Source organism: Bacillus sp. FSL K6-0138 (assembly GCF_037982765.1).
GTDB lineage: Bacteria > Bacillota > Bacilli > Bacillales > Bacillaceae > Bacillus > Bacillus glycinifermentans.
In genome coordinates, this window is sequence record NZ_CP150286.1 from 171,781 (window position 1) to 190,096 (window position 18,316).

44 protein-coding genes are annotated in these 18,316 nt (G+C 44.0%); all 44 read left to right on the plus strand.

Going from position 1 to position 18,316, the window contains the following annotated elements:
• Window positions 1-4: 4 nt before the first annotated feature.
• Window positions 5-214, plus strand: coding sequence for a hypothetical protein (locus tag MHB78_RS01030; protein WP_175077394.1), 210 nt, complete (start codon window positions 5-7; stop codon window positions 212-214).
• Window positions 215-308: 94 nt separating this feature from the next.
• Complete coding sequence (locus MHB78_RS01035; protein ID WP_216899366.1) at window positions 309-776, plus strand: YopX family protein; 468 nt, start codon at window positions 309-311, stop codon at window positions 774-776.
• The gene (locus tag MHB78_RS01040; RefSeq protein ID WP_009330082.1) at window positions 776-964 is read left to right on the plus strand and encodes a hypothetical protein; all 189 of its coding nucleotides are present in this window, start codon (window positions 776-778) and stop codon (window positions 962-964) included. Before MHB78_RS01035 ends, MHB78_RS01040 begins: the two co-directional genes overlap by 1 nt.
• Window positions 961-1,152 carry a hypothetical protein gene (locus MHB78_RS01045; protein ID WP_006640540.1) on the plus strand — a complete coding sequence of 64 codons (192 nt, stop codon included), beginning with the start codon at window positions 961-963 and terminating at the stop codon, window positions 1,150-1,152. The genes MHB78_RS01040 and MHB78_RS01045 overlap by 4 nt, the downstream gene beginning before the upstream one ends.
• Entirely contained in the window at window positions 1,149-1,355 is a 207-nt protein-coding gene (locus tag MHB78_RS01050) for a hypothetical protein (RefSeq protein ID WP_254416543.1), read from the plus strand. Before MHB78_RS01045 ends, MHB78_RS01050 begins: the two co-directional genes overlap by 4 nt.
• Entirely contained in the window at window positions 1,343-1,594 is a 252-nt protein-coding gene (locus tag MHB78_RS01055; protein ID WP_175077392.1) for a hypothetical protein, read from the plus strand. The genes MHB78_RS01050 and MHB78_RS01055 overlap by 13 nt, the downstream gene beginning before the upstream one ends.
• 29 nt (window positions 1,595-1,623) lie before the next feature.
• The gene (locus MHB78_RS01060; RefSeq protein ID WP_175077391.1) at window positions 1,624-1,809 is read left to right on the plus strand and encodes a hypothetical protein; all 186 of its coding nucleotides are present in this window, start codon (window positions 1,624-1,626) and stop codon (window positions 1,807-1,809) included.
• Window positions 1,809-1,949, plus strand: a complete 141-nt coding sequence (locus MHB78_RS01065) for a hypothetical protein (RefSeq protein ID WP_175077390.1) — start codon at window positions 1,809-1,811, stop codon at window positions 1,947-1,949. Before MHB78_RS01060 ends, MHB78_RS01065 begins: the two co-directional genes overlap by 1 nt.
• Window positions 1,946-2,368: a RusA family crossover junction endodeoxyribonuclease gene (locus MHB78_RS01070; RefSeq protein ID WP_216899367.1), complete on the plus strand. Its 423-nt coding sequence runs from the start codon at window positions 1,946-1,948 to the stop codon at window positions 2,366-2,368. Before MHB78_RS01065 ends, MHB78_RS01070 begins: the two co-directional genes overlap by 4 nt.
• Entirely contained in the window at window positions 2,347-2,553 is a 207-nt protein-coding gene (locus MHB78_RS01075; protein WP_216899368.1) for a hypothetical protein, read from the plus strand. Before MHB78_RS01070 ends, MHB78_RS01075 begins: the two co-directional genes overlap by 22 nt.
• Before the next feature lie 372 nt (window positions 2,554-2,925).
• Entirely contained in the window at window positions 2,926-3,405 is a 480-nt protein-coding gene (gene ssb / locus MHB78_RS01080) for a single-stranded DNA-binding protein (protein WP_216899369.1), read from the plus strand.
• Between the two features lie 12 nt (window positions 3,406-3,417).
• Entirely contained in the window at window positions 3,418-3,594 is a 177-nt protein-coding gene (locus MHB78_RS01085; protein WP_216899370.1) for a hypothetical protein, read from the plus strand.
• Window positions 3,595-3,624: 30 nt separating this feature from the next.
• The gene (locus MHB78_RS01090) at window positions 3,625-4,008 is read left to right on the plus strand and encodes a septum formation initiator family protein (protein ID WP_216899371.1); all 384 of its coding nucleotides are present in this window, start codon (window positions 3,625-3,627) and stop codon (window positions 4,006-4,008) included.
• Window positions 3,992-4,222 carry a hypothetical protein gene (locus MHB78_RS01095; RefSeq protein ID WP_216899373.1) on the plus strand — a complete coding sequence of 77 codons (231 nt, stop codon included), beginning with the start codon at window positions 3,992-3,994 and terminating at the stop codon, window positions 4,220-4,222. Before MHB78_RS01090 ends, MHB78_RS01095 begins: the two co-directional genes overlap by 17 nt.
• A gap of 51 nt (window positions 4,223-4,273) precedes the next feature.
• On the plus strand, window positions 4,274-4,543 hold the full coding sequence (locus MHB78_RS01100) for a hypothetical protein (protein ID WP_216899375.1): 270 nt from the start codon (window positions 4,274-4,276) through the stop codon (window positions 4,541-4,543).
• Window positions 4,540-4,695 (plus strand): hypothetical protein, encoded by a 156-nt coding sequence (locus MHB78_RS01105; RefSeq protein WP_216899377.1) that lies wholly within the window; start codon window positions 4,540-4,542, stop codon window positions 4,693-4,695. Before MHB78_RS01100 ends, MHB78_RS01105 begins: the two co-directional genes overlap by 4 nt.
• 15 nt (window positions 4,696-4,710) lie before the next feature.
• Window positions 4,711-5,025, plus strand: coding sequence for a hypothetical protein (locus tag MHB78_RS01110; protein WP_216899379.1), 315 nt, complete (start codon window positions 4,711-4,713; stop codon window positions 5,023-5,025).
• Between the two features lie 13 nt (window positions 5,026-5,038).
• Window positions 5,039-5,242: a hypothetical protein gene (locus MHB78_RS01115; protein WP_145930129.1), complete on the plus strand. Its 204-nt coding sequence runs from the start codon at window positions 5,039-5,041 to the stop codon at window positions 5,240-5,242.
• 36 nt (window positions 5,243-5,278) lie between these two features.
• Window positions 5,279-5,554, plus strand: coding sequence for a hypothetical protein (locus MHB78_RS01120; RefSeq protein WP_175077379.1), 276 nt, complete (start codon window positions 5,279-5,281; stop codon window positions 5,552-5,554).
• 28 nt (window positions 5,555-5,582) lie between these two features.
• On the plus strand, window positions 5,583-5,822 hold the full coding sequence (locus tag MHB78_RS01125) for a hypothetical protein (protein ID WP_216899381.1): 240 nt from the start codon (window positions 5,583-5,585) through the stop codon (window positions 5,820-5,822).
• Window positions 5,823-5,842: 20 nt separating this feature from the next.
• Window positions 5,843-6,049, plus strand: a complete 207-nt coding sequence (locus MHB78_RS01130) for a hypothetical protein (RefSeq protein WP_216899383.1) — start codon at window positions 5,843-5,845, stop codon at window positions 6,047-6,049.
• Window positions 6,046-6,411 carry a hypothetical protein gene (locus MHB78_RS01135; RefSeq protein WP_216899385.1) on the plus strand — a complete coding sequence of 122 codons (366 nt, stop codon included), beginning with the start codon at window positions 6,046-6,048 and terminating at the stop codon, window positions 6,409-6,411. Before MHB78_RS01130 ends, MHB78_RS01135 begins: the two co-directional genes overlap by 4 nt.
• 169 nt (window positions 6,412-6,580) lie before the next feature.
• The gene (locus tag MHB78_RS01140; protein ID WP_011197862.1) at window positions 6,581-6,709 is read left to right on the plus strand and encodes a hypothetical protein; all 129 of its coding nucleotides are present in this window, start codon (window positions 6,581-6,583) and stop codon (window positions 6,707-6,709) included.
• A gap of 12 nt (window positions 6,710-6,721) precedes the next feature.
• A complete protein-coding gene (locus MHB78_RS01145) occupies window positions 6,722-6,922 on the plus strand; it encodes a hypothetical protein (RefSeq protein WP_216899386.1) in 201 nt (66 codons plus the stop codon).
• A gap of 2 nt (window positions 6,923-6,924) precedes the next feature.
• Window positions 6,925-7,380: a sigma factor-like helix-turn-helix DNA-binding protein gene (locus MHB78_RS01150; RefSeq protein ID WP_216899431.1), complete on the plus strand. Its 456-nt coding sequence runs from the start codon at window positions 6,925-6,927 to the stop codon at window positions 7,378-7,380.
• Between the two features lie 817 nt (window positions 7,381-8,197).
• Window positions 8,198-8,428 (plus strand): hypothetical protein, encoded by a 231-nt coding sequence (locus MHB78_RS01155; protein ID WP_145643940.1) that lies wholly within the window; start codon window positions 8,198-8,200, stop codon window positions 8,426-8,428.
• 192 nt (window positions 8,429-8,620) lie between these two features.
• Complete coding sequence (locus MHB78_RS01160) at window positions 8,621-9,436, plus strand: terminase small subunit (RefSeq protein WP_335498152.1); 816 nt, start codon at window positions 8,621-8,623, stop codon at window positions 9,434-9,436.
• Entirely contained in the window at window positions 9,436-10,710 is a 1,275-nt protein-coding gene (locus MHB78_RS01165) for a PBSX family phage terminase large subunit (protein WP_335498153.1), read from the plus strand. The genes MHB78_RS01160 and MHB78_RS01165 overlap by 1 nt, the downstream gene beginning before the upstream one ends.
• A complete protein-coding gene (locus tag MHB78_RS01170) occupies window positions 10,707-12,101 on the plus strand; it encodes a phage portal protein (protein WP_065894648.1) in 1,395 nt (464 codons plus the stop codon). Before MHB78_RS01165 ends, MHB78_RS01170 begins: the two co-directional genes overlap by 4 nt.
• Window positions 12,088-13,011: a phage minor head protein gene (locus MHB78_RS01175; protein WP_065894646.1), complete on the plus strand. Its 924-nt coding sequence runs from the start codon at window positions 12,088-12,090 to the stop codon at window positions 13,009-13,011. Before MHB78_RS01170 ends, MHB78_RS01175 begins: the two co-directional genes overlap by 14 nt.
• 1 nt (window position 13,012) lies before the next feature.
• Window positions 13,013-13,168: a hypothetical protein gene (locus tag MHB78_RS01180; protein WP_164918166.1), complete on the plus strand. Its 156-nt coding sequence runs from the start codon at window positions 13,013-13,015 to the stop codon at window positions 13,166-13,168.
• Window positions 13,161-13,484, plus strand: coding sequence for a hypothetical protein (locus MHB78_RS01185; RefSeq protein WP_046131976.1), 324 nt, complete (start codon window positions 13,161-13,163; stop codon window positions 13,482-13,484). Before MHB78_RS01180 ends, MHB78_RS01185 begins: the two co-directional genes overlap by 8 nt.
• Before the next feature lies 1 nt (window position 13,485).
• Complete coding sequence (locus MHB78_RS01190) at window positions 13,486-13,611, plus strand: hypothetical protein (RefSeq protein WP_269082051.1); 126 nt, start codon at window positions 13,486-13,488, stop codon at window positions 13,609-13,611.
• Between the two features lies 1 nt (window position 13,612).
• Entirely contained in the window at window positions 13,613-13,771 is a 159-nt protein-coding gene (locus tag MHB78_RS01195) for a hypothetical protein (RefSeq protein WP_157759343.1), read from the plus strand.
• Window positions 13,772-13,881: 110 nt separating this feature from the next.
• On the plus strand, window positions 13,882-14,463 hold the full coding sequence (locus MHB78_RS01200; protein ID WP_065894644.1) for a DUF4355 domain-containing protein: 582 nt from the start codon (window positions 13,882-13,884) through the stop codon (window positions 14,461-14,463).
• A 15-nt stretch (window positions 14,464-14,478) separates the two neighbouring features.
• Complete coding sequence (locus MHB78_RS01205; RefSeq protein ID WP_065894643.1) at window positions 14,479-15,399, plus strand: phage major capsid protein; 921 nt, start codon at window positions 14,479-14,481, stop codon at window positions 15,397-15,399.
• A gap of 3 nt (window positions 15,400-15,402) precedes the next feature.
• The gene (locus tag MHB78_RS01210; RefSeq protein WP_065894640.1) at window positions 15,403-15,741 is read left to right on the plus strand and encodes a hypothetical protein; all 339 of its coding nucleotides are present in this window, start codon (window positions 15,403-15,405) and stop codon (window positions 15,739-15,741) included.
• A 1-nt stretch (window position 15,742) separates the two neighbouring features.
• Window positions 15,743-16,015: a hypothetical protein gene (locus MHB78_RS01215; RefSeq protein WP_065894638.1), complete on the plus strand. Its 273-nt coding sequence runs from the start codon at window positions 15,743-15,745 to the stop codon at window positions 16,013-16,015.
• A 12-nt stretch (window positions 16,016-16,027) separates the two neighbouring features.
• Window positions 16,028-16,336, plus strand: coding sequence for a phage head-tail connector protein (locus MHB78_RS01220; RefSeq protein WP_065894636.1), 309 nt, complete (start codon window positions 16,028-16,030; stop codon window positions 16,334-16,336).
• The gene (locus MHB78_RS01225; RefSeq protein WP_065894634.1) at window positions 16,336-16,680 is read left to right on the plus strand and encodes a phage head closure protein; all 345 of its coding nucleotides are present in this window, start codon (window positions 16,336-16,338) and stop codon (window positions 16,678-16,680) included. The genes MHB78_RS01220 and MHB78_RS01225 overlap by 1 nt, the downstream gene beginning before the upstream one ends.
• Window positions 16,673-17,092, plus strand: coding sequence for an HK97-gp10 family putative phage morphogenesis protein (locus MHB78_RS01230; protein WP_065894632.1), 420 nt, complete (start codon window positions 16,673-16,675; stop codon window positions 17,090-17,092). Before MHB78_RS01225 ends, MHB78_RS01230 begins: the two co-directional genes overlap by 8 nt.
• A gap of 15 nt (window positions 17,093-17,107) precedes the next feature.
• Window positions 17,108-17,506 carry a DUF3168 domain-containing protein gene (locus MHB78_RS01235; RefSeq protein WP_065894630.1) on the plus strand — a complete coding sequence of 133 codons (399 nt, stop codon included), beginning with the start codon at window positions 17,108-17,110 and terminating at the stop codon, window positions 17,504-17,506.
• Window positions 17,507-17,519: 13 nt separating this feature from the next.
• Window positions 17,520-18,038, plus strand: coding sequence for a phage major tail protein, TP901-1 family (locus MHB78_RS01240; protein WP_052948546.1), 519 nt, complete (start codon window positions 17,520-17,522; stop codon window positions 18,036-18,038).
• The gene (locus MHB78_RS01245; RefSeq protein WP_082094145.1) at window positions 17,968-18,294 is read left to right on the plus strand and encodes a fibronectin type III domain-containing protein; all 327 of its coding nucleotides are present in this window, start codon (window positions 17,968-17,970) and stop codon (window positions 18,292-18,294) included. The genes MHB78_RS01240 and MHB78_RS01245 overlap by 71 nt, the downstream gene beginning before the upstream one ends.
• Window positions 18,295-18,316: the final 22 nt, after the last annotated feature.

Sequence of the window (18,316 nt, forward strand, 5' to 3'; positions counted from 1 at the left end):
TGATATGAGAATCATCAAAAAAGAAGTCAATTCACAGTACGGCGGACTATTCAAAAAGGTGTTTATTCAAGAAATGGTTAAGGAAAACGACCGCGAATTGATCCAAGAAACAAACACGACTTATATCGTGGGTATCCCGGTTAGATCGGTGACGGAAACACGGCCACCGGGTTTGAGAGATGCAATTTTGCGAGCGTGGGGATCGGCGAAATGAAAGAAGTCAAAGCGCTGCTGTCGATCCTGCGACAGGCCGGATACAGGGAAAAACAGATCGAACAATGGTTACAAGATGACGGGAGGTAGAACGGATGAGAGAGATTAAATTCAGAGCATGGAGCAACAAATATCAGCACATGTTTAGGGTTAAAGAAATTTCACAAGATAGAGATGGCTATACACATGGAACAGTTGATGAAGAGTATAAAAATGAGTTTGAACCGGAATTTGATAGCCCATTTGTTTGGATCGGTCGTGTGGATTTCGCGAAATCATCTAACGGCAGAACAGCAGGGCTATTCCAAAACCCAGATGATGAGCCTTTTTACCTTATGCAATACACCGGATTGAAGGACGAAACCGGCCGGGAGATTTGGGAGGGAGACATTCGAAAAGACGTTTTGGGGAGAATATTTAAGGTTGTTTACGACAACGATTTAGCTGCATTTTACGGTGAATATATTAACGGGCCTTCTGAGTCTCTTGCCGATTGCGGGCCAGATTCGGAATATCTTGGAACAGTCTTTGAAAATCCCGGTCTATTGGAGGCGGCGAAATAATGAAAATGCAAGTGACTTTATCACCTGAAGAAGTGAAACAAATAATTAAAAACAATTTAGAAAAGAAGTTTGGTAATGTCGGCGAGGTCACACTTGAAGTCGACCGGGAATTGAGAGGGCATTATACAAACGAACATTACGAAACTGTTTTCAAAGGTGCCAAATGCGAAGTGGAGGCGGCGGAATGACGTGGATTGACTTAGTGAGAAAGTATTTCCCTGATGCAAATGATAAGCAGTGCGATTTTATTTTGTGGGAAAAGACTGCTTTTCCTTTAGTGCCTGTGGAAACTGTTGAAAAGCAGTTGCAGGAGTATCAAATGATGATGTTTGCAGATAGAAGGAGTAACCGGATCAATAAGGAGGCGGCGGAATGATGGGAAGAAATCTAGTTATGTATGAGTTCAAATGTCGGGAATGCGGCGAGTTGCTTTTATTAGAAAGAGAAAAGGAGCCGGAATGCTGTCCTTATTGTGGGGAATATAACATTGATTATGCACCCGGTAGAATTGAACCGTCTTTAATTTACAGACCAAGGGAGGCGGCGGAAACCGGGAAGGTGAGAAAATGGACAAATTAAGCGAAATCAAAGAGCGATTCTATGAAGATGAGATCGAGCGTGACGATATGGAATGGCTTATTGAACAGGCTGAAAAAGTGATGACGGAGAGCGAGAAGGTATCCCACGACCATCGACTTTTTAAAGAATGTGTGAAAATCATGCAGGAAATCAAATTCATATGCCAAAGGGCAAAGCGTCATTACATCGAGGAAAAAGACATAGATGACATTTTGAAACTACTTGAAGGTAAAGTATAAACGGCCGGAGCCGGGAAAGGAATTTAGAAATGAAGTTCGGTATTTATTTAGATGGAATCTTGATGGAGAAGTTTAATTCTCCAGAAGAAGCATATGAAGCAGGACGATCTGCTTTTGAAGAAAGTGGTTTATTTCATGAAATAAGGTTAGTGCATCCCTTTGAAAAATCGATTGAAATGGCTTTCGGTGAAGATGACGAGGAGGCGGCGGAGTGATGCCACGAATATTTTGGGGATTCGTACTCTTGAATTGGAATATCGGTTTTGAAATACATTCGGTCGGCGGCATGAAACTTATTAGATTTACGTTCCTGCCCTTTACGGTAATCGTCAGGATAGGGGGAACAGAAAAATGATCACTCTTAACATACCCATTACACCAATGGGAGCCGTTCGGATGACCGGGCGTGGGAAATTCGTGAATAAAAACGCACAGCGGTATTTAGCTTATAAGGATTTCATCAAGCTGCACGCACAGAAGCAGATGAAAGGACAGCAGCTTTATACCGGCCCTACTGTAGTAAAGGTGCTTTTCTCGATGCCGATTCCAAAAAGTTGGTCAAAGAAAAAGCAACAGGAGGCCGTTTCAACGGTACACATCAAAAAGCCGGACATAGACAATCTAGTAAAAGGTGTTTTCGACTCTCTGAATAAAACAGCGTGGCATGATGATAACCAAGTTTTCATGGTCATAGGAGCCAAAGTTTACGGAAAAGAACCCGGGATCGAGGTTCAAATAATGGGGTTGGCAGAATGGGAAAATCTAAGCGCCTGATCATCCGTTATAAGAACCAATACGGGCGCACTGTAGGGCATGACACCCTTTGGAGGGGTTTAGATAGCCTCATAGAGTTAAAACGTCGCTACGGCTTCATAAACGAAGATTTGGAGTATGTCGAGATCGACGGCGAGGAACATGATTTGGAAAAGGTAAGGGCTGCGCTTGAGAAGCGCGGGTGAAAAATTTCGGCTGAGAATGTCGATTCCTGTCGGAAATAGACGAAAGGGGAAAAGGAAATGCGGAATTTGCGGGAATTCAGCAAAAAAGAACTTGCAGAAATACATTATAATTTGAATTCTTGGAAATGGGATTACAGATTGGGAGCAAAACCGGAAAATTGGGATGAGCTGCCCAATTGGAAGCCTCTCAATGTTTTATCAAAACGACTATATATCGTTCCGATCATGGATGAAATATTAAATATTGTCGGCGCGAAATACCTTTTCAAACATTTTCATTTGAACAAGTTAAACAGAAGTGAGAGAGAATTCGAAATATGGTGGTTAAAAAGGCGCTTAAGAGTGTTTTTTACCGGAAGGGAGATATAAAACATGATAAATCGAGTTGTTTTATGTGGAAGGTTAACAAGAGACCCGGAACTAAGATATGTCGGGAGTGGCAAAGTTGAAACCGGGAATATCAAATCGGTAGTCAGCTTTACATTGGCAGTCAATCGGACATTTAAAAACCAGAACGGAGAAACGGAAGCGGACTTTATCAACTGTGTCGCTTGGAGAAACGCTGAAAATATTGCCAAGTTTCTGAAAAAGGGATCAATGGCAGGCGTAGACGGGCGCCTTCAAACGCGAAGTTATGACGATCAGAGCGGCCGCAGAGTGTTTGTGACGGAGGTAAACGTCGAATCTGTGCAATTTCTCGATCCAAAGGGCGGCGGTCAGGCTGATAGCAGGCAGCAGGGCGGCGCAGGGCGGAACCAGAGCAGCGGTCAGCAGGGGAACAGCTTTCCTGATGATCCGTTTGCCAATGAGGGTAAGCCGATTGATATTTCAGATGAAGATCTCCCCTTCTAAGGAGGCTGCAGCATGACAAGGCGCGTTGTTCAGTGGTCGGCCACGAATTACGACCAGGAAGAGTTGCAGGTCATTCAGGTTTTCGAGGAAGGCTTAAGCAAACAGGATGTAAAAAGGGAAGTGCCGTTCAGCAGATGGCACGGCGTTCTTTACAAAACTGGAGGGGGAAACGGTTATGACTTCAAATAGAAATTCAAGCAAGCATGGGGAAGTAGTGGTTTGGAAGATGACGGAGGAACAGCGGCTGGCGTATATCAAGAAATATCCGATAGTGCCGTCCGAACAGTATGTGAAAGATTGGAGTTGGCAGCGGGAGCAGGCGGAGGATTTGGCGTGATGAAGTATTTCGATTACGTTACCGAGAGTATCGATAAGGCATGTGACTTTATCGAAAAAATACAAGCGGAAAATAAGCGACTACAGGCGGAAAATGAACGATTAAAGGGAGAAATTGAAAAATTAAAAGTAAGATATGAGTTCATTGCTCAATTTTGCCTAAATGGTCGTGAATTTAAAGATCGACATATATCGGATGTGTTTAATGATTTTATGAAACGTTTCGCTGTAGAGGGAAAGGGTGATCAAAATGGGAATCCTCGATGAAATCGGCTTTACGCCTGAGCAATATAAAACATTGAGTAAGCATATGAGCGATGAAGAAATAGCACAAGAGGAATTACTGGTTTCCGGGCGCACTTTAAGCGCCTGGAAGCAAAGAAACGGCATAAAATCAGACAGGACACCGAGCGGCCGTAAATTTACCCGGGAGGAATGGGAAGAAAAACGCAGGGAAGGCTTGAAAGAACAACAAACATGAATTGATAGACGCGGAAATCGAATTTGTAATCAATAAAAAGGGGGACTATTCATGAAATACTTTGAAGTTGTTGCACCATATTATGCGTTGATTGCGGCAGAGGATGAGAAAACAGCTATTGAGATATATTCGAAAGATTGGTTCGAAGTTGATGAGAGTTTCAATGAAAACGTTACGGAAGTTGATCGGAAATGTGCTCTTGGGAAATTCGGGGATGTTGTTGGGCAAGAAAATCCGGATATTCACCTTACAAGAATGGTGGATGAATTCGAAAAAAGATCAAATGAGTTTCTATTGATTGATGGGAGGTTAGCGAAATGATCACAGCATTCAAAATCATCCTGCTGCTCATCATGATCTTATCGTTTATCGGAGTCATAGGAGAGAAAGAAGACAACAAGCTACGGGATATTATGGCGGCAGTGTGCATATCTTCAATGATTAGCTCTATAGTGGCGTTCATCACGCTTTGAGGGGGATGGTAAGGGGTGACAAGTTTAAACGTTATCAAGGGAATTCTGGTGGCTTTAGGCGGTGTATTCTGGATCGGGTATTTGTGGGTATACAGGCCGGAGATCGGAGAGATAGCGACTGTTGCCATATTCACGGTTGCGCTTGTGATCGCAACGGATATAAGAAAAATGTTTATCGGGACGATCTGCTTTCTGGTCAGCGCGCTTTCTTTAGCATCATTCGGGTATTTGTATCTGGAGAGCATCAAGCAGCTTATTGTGATGCTGTTGGTCGCTTCTCCGATGGCGTCGGCGATGTTTCTGCATGTGGCTGAGCAAGACTCAAGATAAAGGAGGGGCGACGATGCATCTAAATGTGGTTAAAGGTGATTTTGTAATAGCTGAATGGAATGACGAAGATTGGAAGGAATTTAGAAAAACTACACATAATTTGAGAATGCAAGGTTATAGAAAGATCGGCCAAGAATCAGATTACCTTAATTACTATGAGCATTATCGTAAAAAGGGAAAAAAGAAAGTTGTTACAGTAACTATGCTATGTATGTAACGAACAAGCGGCCGGAGCCGGGAAGGATGAAGAAAATTGAGGAAATACGAAGAAAAAGAAGTCACAAAAACGGAAAGTGTATTGGTGGAAGTGGTATGTGATACATGCGGGAAAACCATCGACACAAAAGATCGTTCAAAGGATTACTATAAAGTCACAACGCACCATAGTAGATGGGGAAATGACAGTATAGACAGCATTAGATATTTGGATTTTTGCAGCTATGAATGTCTTCTCGAAAACATGAATGATTATTTCAAAAATGGAGCAGATACAGATTGTTATGAAATTAAGTTTGTAGAAGGAGATTAGCGGCCGGAGCCGGGAAGGAGAATGAGGGATGTCTGAAGCAACGGATGGAAAAAGAAAACAGCTACTCGAAAAATTAGAAGGTTTTCGAAAGGCCTCAGGGAATAAAGTGACTTTTGAAAAAATGAGCACCGAGCAGTTGGAAAATTTCTATAAATCTTTAAAACACTGTGAACCGATAGCTAGGTCTCTGAGCAAGTTAGACGATAAGCAACGGAAGAAGTTCTTTCAAATCGGGCAGCAGGTACTTTCTAGGCATTTCAAGATATAGTGGTATAAGGAGGAAGCGAAATGAAAAAGGAACACGTCAAGACAGTTTATTCAAACAGCAGTCAAAAAGCGATCGAACACGCAAAGCACGCTTGGCATTTAGGTTTTGTGGTGGATATTGAACAAACGCGGGTACAAAGGCCTTTTGATGAATATGGTCAGCCGGACGAAGATAAAGCATTTCGAGTTCATATATACAGATTTATTGAAGGAGAGAAAGTTGTATGAATGAACAATATACGTTACTTATTAATCATCGGGGTTGGTTGGAATTTGTTATAGAATTTGATGGAGAGTCAGGCCTTTTATCAACTGCTTTTAGTTCCGACGGTTACCCTAGTGGGTTTGAACCGATAACATTTGATACGTTAATTGAGGCGGCTGTCGCCAAGCAGAAAGTCGAGGAACTTTGTAGGGAAAATGAATGGGATTATGAAGTATTAATTTTTCCTTACCCTTGTAATACGGATATAGTCTCTTCTTGGCTAAATACTAAATCTACGAAACAGCCGAAGTATGCGGAAGCCGGCGGTAATGATACCCAAAATATTATTAATATGGCGGCTGTTCAGATTATCTCTCAATCCTAAAATTTTGGTATAATAAAAGCAGATGAAAACAAAATAATCGTCCTAGATGGAAAGCCTGCGGACACTGAACTTACAGCTTTTACGCTGTTTGTTTGGTGTCCGTTTTTTATTTTCGCAACTTTTCAGTCACACCCCGCGATCACTAGGGTGTCAAAAGGAGGCTGAAAACATGAAAAAGACCAAAAAGAACACGCGGAAAAAGCAGGAAAAGCTCACTGAACGGGATTTAAGGAACCTGATGGATACAAACAGGCCTATCTATAAAAGAGCCAAAGGCGGGGCATTCAGACAACGATAAGGGGGCGTATGAATGAACAAGCAAGAAACAATCTGGTGTATTAATTTAACGATTTCCTTGGTGGCATTTTGGTTTTTGGTATTTGTATTAAAGATTAACGTCAGAACCATTCATGAAGTGATGTGGATCTATTTCCTTATTACATTTGTACCGATCATATCAAAAGCGATTTACCGAAAGCTCTTTAGCCAAAATAGAAAGGGTGGGAATTGATCATGTATAAAAAAGAGATTGAAAAACTGATCAGTAGTTATCACTGGATGGCAAAAGAGGTTCAGAGATTGCAAAGGGTGCTTTACGGTTCCGACATCCCTATGCGGAGCTGGGGTGTTGCTCAATACGGTTTGGAGGCAGCCATGCCAAAGGGAAGCCCCGGGAAGAGTCAGGCCGAGCTGAGGGATATGGACATGAGAGAGGAACGTCTCTACAAGCGTCTAGAATACTTCGAGGAACGCGTATACGCGATTGAGGCGGCAGCAAGAAAGATCGAAGGGGAGCAGCACAAAGTGATTTATGATTGCATGACGGAAGGAATGAGCTATCGAGCCATCGGTCTCCATCTTGGAATATCTCGGGAAACCGTACGGCGAATGAAAGACGAGATCATCAACCAGTTGTGCCAAAATTGCCGCATTGTGCAGTTGTTGAATCCGGAAAAATCCGTCGTGTAAAATGGAAGGCAGGACGGGGAGGCAGGTTCCCCAGTTTTACCACTTCACAAAATAAAGTGAGAAAGAGCGTCACTGCTAATGAGCGGGGGCGCTTTTTTTATGCGGTGGCGGAATAGGTAGACGCTTAGGCATAAGATCGGATACGACTCGGCGAGGTTTTAAAACCCATGGGAACCGTTAAAGGGGAAGTCAGGTAAGCTGCTGCCCGTTGTGGTGAAATGCCGATCATGCAAGGTGCAAATCCTTGCCCGCATATCAAAAGGGAACTTACGCCCGGCTATTGAATAGCCAAATGGAACCACTTTAGAGGCCATTGGGTCGGTGGGATAGGTAATAATTGTGGGGCGGAGCAGGGCACTTGAAGATGTGGGTTAGGGTGTCCACAGACTATCTACCATGCGTAGAAAAGTATTCTTGAAGCGCATAAGGTGTTTCATGCAGGGGTGGCGGCGCATGGCTAGGGTGTCGCGAGCGGATATGAGTATAGGTCGGATCAAGGTCCGCAATTCGCTATGAATTCGCTATTATGAGCTCATCTGCCATGTGCAGAAGGAGAATCCCGAAGTACGTACGGCGTCATCGGGTTTTAGGGTTCGGGGTTAGCCCGGACGGACATATTGCCGATAAGGCCTTTGCTACTAACTACTTTGTAGGGTGAACCCGTCACAGCCTTATCACGGGCGGCAATAGTTATGGGAAAGCGGCTTGCGCGATGCAGGTCGCTTTTTATGTTTGTTGTGACACGCGTCTGGAAGAGGGCGGCAACTGTCTGCCAGTACGGGCGCGGCTCAGAGCGAATATGGGAGGGGCGGAAACTATGGGAAAGGTTACAAGAGTGTATCCGGGGCCTAACAACGGACTGATCAGATGGATCGAGGAAAATTTCGGAGAGATCGACGGATATGCGGCGACTTTCAAGATGAGAGATGGAACAGTTCGGACAATATATGACGCATTATCGCCGGTTGATGCCATTGGAATGGCTGAGATCGGGAAAAGCGCCATTCAGGAAGCTATAGACGAGGATGAATTTGTCCCGAGACCATAAAGGCGGTAATGATTATGATTCTACGACAATACTTACAGGACAAACGAGAAGAAGAACGCGAGAAAGCGAGAGAATCGGCCCGAAAAACTCACAAGTGTCATGGATGCGTATGGGGGACATGGGCCGGGAATAAATACGTCTGTCCTTTTGGGCGGTGCGTGAAAAACAAGTGAGGGAGGCGGTGTCATGTAAATGGATTGGGAGAAAATCAAAAAGGAATATGAAACAACTGATCTGACATTGAAGGCACTGGCCGAAAAGCATAATGTTAAAATCGGTACTTTGAAGAGCAGGAAGAGCCGGGAAGGTTGGGCGCGTGGACCGACGAAAAAGGATGCAACCAGAGTTAAAGAGGTTGCAACCCCTCAGCCTATTATCGAATCTGACGATTTAACTGAAAAGCAGAAGATGTTCTGTCTTTATTATATTAAGTATTTCAATGCGACAAAGGCATATCAGAAGGCTTATGGTTGCAGCTATCTATCAGCGAAGACGGAAGGCCATAAAACCCTTGCGAAGCCTTACGTAAAAAAAGAAATTGAAAGATTGAAGGCGGAGCAACAGCAGGGTGTTTTCTTGGATGCTCAAGCAGTCTTGCAAAAGTACATCGATATTGCATTCGCTGATATAACGGACTTTGCAACGTTCGGGAAAAGGGAAATACCGACGGAAGACGAGGAAGGAAACCCTATTACGAAAGAAGTCAATTATGTTGATTTCAAAGAGTCGGCAGAAGTAGACGGCACAATTATTACAGAAGTGAAAAACGGTAAAGACGGTGTTTCCGTTAAACTGGCCGATAAGATGAAAGCCCTTGAGTTCTTGGCGAAATACACTGATCTACTTTCAGAAAACGACCGCAAAAAGCTACAGCTCGAGAAAATGAAAGCCGAAACCGAACTAACGAAAGGGCGCATCGATAAGACAAAAGCCGAAATCGAGCGACTGAACGACGACGAAAACGACTCAACATTTGAAATTATCATCAAGGATAAAGGTGAGCGATGATGGAAAAAGAAGTGAACCCCCGTTTCAGGGACTTTCTTTTTGATTGGTCGCAGAAGTTTTATTTTCTTGTCGGTGGCTACGGATCATCAAAAAGCTATCATGTTGCTCTCAAACTGATTCTGAAACTGCTGCAAGAAAAGCGGACAGCCTTAGTCGTCAGAGAAGTTTATGACACACACAGGGATTCAACCTTTTCTCTGCTTGAAGAGATCATCACAGACTTAGGGCTTGACCATAAAATCCGGTGCGTAAGCTCACCGATGCAAATACGATTTCCGAACGGCAGCAAGATCATTTTTAAAGGGATGGACAAGCCGGCAAAACTAAAATCGATCAATAATGTATCAATTGTATGGGTTGAAGAGTGCTCAGAAGTCAAATATGACGGGTTTAAAGAGCTGCTGGGGCGCTTGCGGCATCCGACTTTAAAATTACACATGATTCTGTCCACGAACCCTGTCAGCAAAGGGAACTGGTCGTATAAACACTTTTTCAAAGATGAAGTAAATCAGTTCTTTGTCTTGGACGACGAAGAGCTTTACAAAAAGAAAACCATCATAAAAAACAACACCTATTATCATCACTCCACAGCCGATGATAATTTATTTTTGCCCGAAAGCTACATCGAGCAGCTGGAAGATCTGAAAACCCACGATCCAGACCTTTACCGCATTGCCCGAAAAGGTCGTTTTGGCGTTAACGGAAAGCTTGTCCTGCCACAGTTCGAAGTGATGGGGCATGAAGAGGTTATGAAAGCAATTAGGGCTATCGACAGGCCGATTTTAAAAAATGGCATGGACTTCGGTTTCGTGGATTCGTATAACGCCTTGGTACGTATGGCGATCGACCATAAAGAAAAGATTTTGTACATCTACTGGCAGTATTACAAAAACGACACGACCGACGACAAAACGGCAGAAGACTTGAAAGACCTTAAACGCGTTTTGATCAAGGCGGACAGCGCGGAGCCTAAAACAATTCGATTCTTTCGGCAGCAAGGCTTTCTCATGAAGGCCGCAAAGAAGTTTCAAGGCTCGCGGTTGCAATACACCAAGAAAGTAAAACGATTCAAGAAAATTATTTGCTCCGATCAATGCCCCGATGTCATTAGGGAGCTGAAGGACCTTACTTTCGCAGTCGACAAAGACGGGAACATCATCGAGGACGAATTCAACATCGATCCTCATACATTCTCGGCCATTTGGTACGGCTTGGATGATTATGAGGTATCAAACCTTAAAGGGCATGGGGTAACAAGGAGGTTTAGAGATTGATAAAATTCTTAGATCAAATCAGAAAAAGCGGCATATCAGGGGACTTAATTTCTCAGATTATCCAAGAGCATAAACAGGACCATGACCGGATGAAAAAATTATACGATCGATACAAGGCAGAGCCGGACGGCGTGCCGATTCTTCAACGGAAAGCGATCGACTATGAAGATTTTGAAACCGGGCGCATTAAGCGGATTGACCATAAAGTAAACAACAAACTGAATAACTCTTTTGATTCCGATATTGTCGATACCAAGGTCGGCTATCTATTCGGCCATCCAATCGCATATGAGGTTGATGATAAAAAGGATTCTTTAAAGCGGCTGATCGAGGACTTTAATTTGAGAAACCACGTTCCTGACGAGGACAGCGAGTGGGGGAAAATGGCCTCTATTTGCGGATACGGCGCCCGTCTTGCTTACGTGGATAAGGAAGGGGAAGAAAGGATCAAAAACATCGATCCTTGGGAAGTGGTTTTTCTCACTGACGGAAATATCCATGAACCCGAATATGCTTTGCGATATTACGAGACATGTGACGGACAGCAAAAAGCGGAGTTTTACGATGACACAACGATTCATTTTTACAGCACGAAGGACAGTGCAGTGTTTAAAGAAGACCACAAGCAGCCCCATATGTTTAAAGGTTGCCCACTGTTTGGGTTAGCTAACAATAAGGAGTTAAAAGGCGATGCCGAGAAGGTATTGTCTCTTATTGATGCTTATGACCGCACGTTATCTGACGCCAGCAACGAGATCGAGCAGTACCGTTTAGCATATCTCGTTCTGAAAGGTTTAGGCGTAGACGACGAAACCATGGAAAAGCTGAAAGAAACCGGGATTCTACAGCTGTTGGAAGAGAGTGACGATGTCAGCTATCTCACGAAGGACATCAACGACGCCATAATCGAGAACCATTTAAACCGGCTGGAAGAAAATATCCTTCGTTTTGCTAAGTCCGTCAATTTTACAGACGAATCATTCGGCGGCAATGTCTCGGGTGTCGCTATGAAGTACAAACTTATGGCGCTTGAAAATAAGTGCATAACGATGGAACGAAAGATGACAGCAGCCCTTCGGTATCAGTTCAAAATCCTTTTTTCTGCATGGGGAACAAAGGGCAAAGCCAGCGAAGACGACTATCTAAAATTGTGGTTCGGTTTCAAGCGCAACCTTCCAGTTAATATCCTTGAAGAAGCTCAAATTGCATCAAGCTTGAAAGGCTTTGTCAGCGAAGAAACTCGTCTTTCTTTACTGTCATTTGTGGATGACGTTCAATACGAGCTCGAGAAAATGAAAGAAGAGGAAGAGGAATATAGAAACAGCATGCCGCCGTTGACTGACATTGACACAGATCAGGACGATGGCGGTGACGAAGATGAACCAGAATGATATTGACAAGTACCTTGATGACATGATCACCGAGGACGCGAAAAAGATTGATGTCGTTTTCGCTGAGCGCCTTAAAGAAATCAATCAGCAGATTGCCCTTTTATATGCGAAATACAGCACTAACGGGCAATTGACTATGGCTGATTTAAATAAATACAACCGGCTCAAAAAAGAAATGGAGCGTATGACAGAGGAATCATCAAAGGCATTCAAAACAATCCTGACGATTGTCGAAGCGTTAGCCGCAAAACAATTCCTTGAGAACTATATGCGCTCTGCCTATCTCTATGAGATGGAAGCTGCAGTTAACCTGGGCTTCAGTATACCGACAACCGAGGTGATCCGGCAGGCAATTCTTAACCCGATAGCAGAGTTGACGCTTTCCGCAATATACAAGCGGCATCGGGATGATTACGTCCGTCAAATACAAATCTCTATTGCACAAGGTATACAGGCGGGCGAGGATTATTCGAAGATAGCGAAACGCATTGAGAAAAACACCGAATTTGCCCGCAGAAAGGCTCGTGACGTGGCGAGAACGGAGGTTCATAGGGTACAAGTCTTGGGAAGGCTCAAAAGCGCTGAGAAGGCCTCAAAAAAGAGCAAACTCGAAAAAATGTGGAATGCCACACTTGACCTGAAGACAAGAGCCGGGCACAGGAAACTCGACGGGAAGACGGTTAAACCTGCCGGATTATTCAAATCAATTTACGGCGGTGTCGGGCCGGCGCCCGGACATATGCACAACCCCAAGGATGATATAAACTGTCGTTGCACAATCGCGTTCAAAGTAAATGGCGTTTTGCCAGATACGAGACGAGCAAGAAAAGACGGTGCGGGGGCAGGCGAGACTATCCCATATCAAACGTATGAAGAGTGGTACAAATCCATTGAGAAGAAAGGGAAATGACATGGGAAAATACGATTTTTTGACGGTTGAATTGTGTTCAGAAGTCATTTGCGAGCATAACGGGATGGTTCATGTTGCTGTTACGGTCGACGGGTCATTAGCGGGCATTTTCGTTGTGAGTGAATCCGAATATGAAAGGGTGTTCTTAAATGGCTAAATTAGAGATCAAATTGACGGAAGAAGCGCGGAAAAGGAAAGAAGAGAGACCGGAAAATGTAGGGCTTGTATTCTCGGACTATGATGTTTTAATAGACGGCCACGAACCGACGCATTTAACTGATTTAAAGCTTTCTATGAGAGTCGGAGAGTTTAACGAAGCTACAGTAACATTTGTCGTTGATGAAATTGACGTTGACGCCGAATTTTTAGCAGCACTCGAAGCGAAGATCGAAGCTGACAAGGTAGCGGCAGAATCGCCTGAAGAAATGACAGAAGACACTACAGATGAAGATCATACGGAAGAGGGCGAATAACATGGGTGATGACAACGGAATCAACTGGCGCGAAAAAGCTGTAGACGCAATGGGGAAACTCGTGAACTTGCTCGAAAGAATTGAGAGCGAAACTGAAAACGAGCTATTCGGGGAGGGGGACAAATAACATGTCGGTGAAAGATGTTTTATATTTGGATGACGAAGAAAACAAACGAATTAAGCGATTAATAGAAATGCAGGATGTCGCTGCTAGGTTTGGAGACAACGAAGGATATGACGAAATTTATCGAGAGTTGAAACGATCGCTTTTTATACACGAAAAGTAACAGTCGCCACGTAGCGGCTTTTTATTTTGTCCTGAGCATGACGTTAAAAGGCTTATTTTTTATGCACTCATAACAGGCGCGCACTGTAGAGGGCAAAGGAGGAAATCAAAGTGAATTTAGAAGAAGTCAAACAATTTCTCAATGACAATAAAGAAAATACAGACGTAAAGGCATATCTGGAAGAACTTTCGGCCGTGTCAGCCGACAAGGTGAAAGGTTTTCTGGAAACAGACGAGGGGCAAAAACTGATCCGGCCTAAATTGGATCAGCACTTCACAAAAAGCCTTGAAACATGGAAAGCAAACAATCTCGATGAACTTGTGAATGCCAAAGTAAAAGAGCTGTACCCAGAAGAAACCGAGGAACAAAAGCGCATTCGGAAGCTTGAGCAAGAGCTCGAGAAGCAGCAGAAAGAAGCTAAGCGCGAAAAGCTCATGAATACGGCGATTTCTTACGCATCTGAAAAGGGATTGCCGACTGATCTTGTCGCTTATTTCCTTGGGGATGACGAAGAAACGACGAAGAGTAACCTTAGCACTCTTGAAGAAAGATACCATGCTGCTGTTCAACAAGCAGTCGAAAACAAATTCAAAGAGAACGGCCGGACCGTGGAGCCGGGCGGCGGTGGTTCTGGTCAAGGTGGAAATTTAGATATTGGTTCGCTTGCTGCTGATGCAAGTATCAGAAAATAAGGGGGAAAACAGAATATGAGTTTTGATCCAAATAACGTATTGATGCAGGATGCAGTCCAAGGGAAAGTCCCTTCTGATCAAGGAACATTAGTTTTAAAAGACTTTATGACACAATCAGCTGTCACAAAACTAGCAAAATATGAGGAAATGACTAAAACCGAGAAGACATTCACTTACCTTGCGTCTGGTCCCGGAGCTTACTGGGTTGGTGAAGGTGAAAAAATCAAGACATCCAAAGCTACATGGTTAGAAGCGAAAATGACCTCTAAAAAGCTCGGGGTCATTGTCCCAGTCACAAAAGAGTTTTTGCATTACACCGTTAAAGACTTTTTTACTCAAATGCGGCCAGCAATCGCGGAAGCGTTCGCTATTAAATTCGACCAAGCGGCACTTTTTGGCATTGAATCGCCTTTCGGAAAAGGTAATTCTGTATTCGAAAAAGCACAAGCAGCAGGAAACACCGTTGTTTTGAATTCTCTAGGCAACCTTTACGATGAGTTAAACGCAGTCATGGCACTCACTGAGGACAATGACAAAGATGTAAACGGCTTTACTACTACACGTCGTTTCAAACAAAAATTGCGCGGAGCAAAGGACGGTAATGGACAGCCTATTTTTAACGATCCGAGAGGCGGGGCGACTTCAGAGGTATTAGGTTTGCCGATTGGCTATGTCGATTCTAAGTCTTGGGATTATACAAAAGCACATCTACTGGCAGCCGATTGGGATTATACCCGTTATGGAATACCTCAAGGAATGGAATACCATATTTCTCAAGATGCAACATTAACAACGGTTGTCGATGAAGACGGTAATCCTATTAACTTGTTTGAACGTGACATGTTTGCTCTCCGCGTGACTCAGCAAGTCGGATTTATGACACTCTCTGACGAAGCGTTTGCAGCTCTTACACCAGAAGCGGAAGCGGGGGCGTAATATATGAGTTTCACATCGAAAAACTACAAGACTAGTGGCGGCGATAAGTGGGTTATCGGTGGAGAATTAGAAGTCAAAGCGGGCGCGAAGGTATCTGGTATGCCCGCAGGCACCCCGGGACCTGACACCATCACTTCCGAAATGATCGGAGAAGGACAGGTCAGAAACCGTAATATCGGTGACGGGTCTGTAAATAGCCGTAATATCGGGAATGGTAGCGTTCAGAATAATCACTATCAAGCTAAGTCGATTACGATGGACAAAATGGGTGATGATGTAACGGCCAAATTCACGGACATCGAAAACCGCCTTAAAGCGCTGGAAGGCTCAGGAGGTTCTTAATTTGATAATCACAGACGGTTCTTTAATTTTGAATGTGTCAGAAAAGGCGTATAGGGTTGTCTATGCGCCTTTTGGCTTTAAAAGGGTAGAAGAGGCCGGAGAAGTTGCTCAGGAGGCTGACACATCATTTGATCATCTTTTTGAAATGAGCAAAGAACAACTGGCCAAAGTAAACAAAAGCGACATCATAGCCTTTTTGGAGCAACAGGAATTTGAATTTGATCCAAACGCCAAAAAGGACGAGCTGATTAAAGTCGTTTTAGGCGAAGAATAGGAGGTCCTCTTTATGGATGTCCAGACTATCAAAACCATGTTGGGGATAACCACAGATAGGCATGACGCTTATTTGAAAGAGGTTATTCCCCTTTTTATTGAATTCGCGAGGGATTACTGCAACAACAAGTTTCTTGTTAATGGCGAGGAAAAGCTGCCGGGGGGCGTGAAGCTGTTTGTCGCAAAAGCGATCGAGTTTAATATGTCGCCCTCGAATTTAAGTGGTCGCAGCATGGGTGATGTGTCTTACTCTTTCGAGACGGAGCTGCCGGAAACCGTTATGCGTCACTTGAAACCCTATAGGATTTTGAGGGTTAAATGATGATTTACGAATATGATGAATTCCCACACACGTTCACTGTTCAGAAGCTTGAGAAAGTGCCGGATGGTGGGGGTGGATACGAGGAAAAGTATGTTGATTTCATCACAATCAACGGTTTCGTTTGCGGGGTGAGCTCTCGGGAATTTTACCAAGCGCAGCAGTTGCAGAATCCTGTTGACTGCAATGTGTATTACCCATATCGCACCGATATTGATAAAACAATGAGGATCATCTATGAAAATAAAATTCTCATATTCAAGTCGGCGCCGATCGATCAGGGCGGCATGCACGAGATCATGAACCTCAAATGCGAGGTTTCGGGGGTGCTTGAAGACCATGGCTGAGGTTAGCGGCAGATGGGTAAGGCAAATGCGAAGGGCTACAGATGAGTTCAGAAACCGTGTTATCGATGACGTAAAGCAGATTGTTACCGATACAGCCGAGCTGATTTATAGTCATGCTGTTTTAAACGCCCCGACAGCTATGATAGACGGCGGTAACCTGAAAAACTCTATCGAGATCGACTATAAAGACGGCGGCCTGACAGCGGTAATATCTGTCGGAGCGAGTTACGCGATTTATGTCGAATACGGAACCGGCATCTATGCTGAAGACGGGAACGGCAGAAAAACACCGTGGGTGTATTACGATACCAAGCTCAATCAGTGGGTTTTCACCCGGGGGATGCGCGCGCAGCCATTCTGGAACCCGGCAGTTGACGAAGGTATGCGCTATTTTGTAAGTCAAATGCGATAGAAAGGGGCTGTTATTATGCGGTCAGCCATGTGGCCATTGCAGACAGCTATATTCAAAAGGCTTTCAACTGATAAAGAGCTGAATGCACGCGTCACTGGTGTGCTTGATGCAGTCTCGAAAGATCAGAAAAAGCCATATGTGACAACTGGCGATGATGACGTTTCGCCGTTTGAGACAAAAACGTCAAAAGGCGAGATTATCAATGTCGTTTTACATTGTTGGAGCGACTACAACGGCAAAAAAGAAGCTATGCAAATCCTTGATTTGATGCTGCAAGCATTAACGAGAGAGCCCCTAGAAATAGAGGGCTTTTCTTTATGCCGTTCTGAGATGAGCGGAATGCAGGTGATCACCGACATAGACGGCTACACAAAGCACGGCATTCTCAGAATGCGCTACACAATAAACAACTGAAAGGATGAAAAATATGCCAGATTTATTGAATGGTAAAGATGAGGTTTACTTTGTCCAACCGATGAATGCCACTGGAACAGAAGGGCTTTTCATCGCTTTCCAAACGGAAGGTAACCACACGAAAGAGCAGGATACAGTCGACGAGACGACAAAATCCGGCCGGATCGTTGGCTATGGTCCGAAATCGGAAAACATTGAGCTGACATATTATGCAGCCGTTACCGACCCCGGACAGGACGCGATCGAAAAGGCTTATGATAACGAGGAAGCAATTCAGGTCTGGAAGGTAAATCTAAACTTGAATGAAAATCAAAAGCATACATCTGAATATGGGCATGCGATTATTGAGAGCTTGGAGAAAAGCGCGCCGCAGGACGGCTTTATTGAGGTTTCAACGACTCTTCCTGTTCTGGGAAAAACGTTCAAGGGTGAATTAGCTCCATTACCTCAAAGTCTCCTTGATGAGATCAGATCTTCTGCGGGCGCAAAAAAATTCATGCAGTTTGGGGAAGAAGGCAAAACTACACCCTAATGCGCCCCAAAATCTATCGTTCACGGCTACGACTGACAGCGTGACCGTGGATTGGACGGCGGTAGATGGGGCGACTTCATACAAAGTGTACAGGGGATCTGAAAAAGTGTTCTACAAAGAAGTGACAGAACCAAAATGCACGCTTACGGGAATTGCGCCAGATACTAAACTGACTGTTAACGTATCTGCTGTTAATTCTGCCGGCGAATCGCCTATGACTGAAATTGAAACAAGGACGAAACCGGTAGAGGCCTAATATTCACTTTGAAAATAAGATC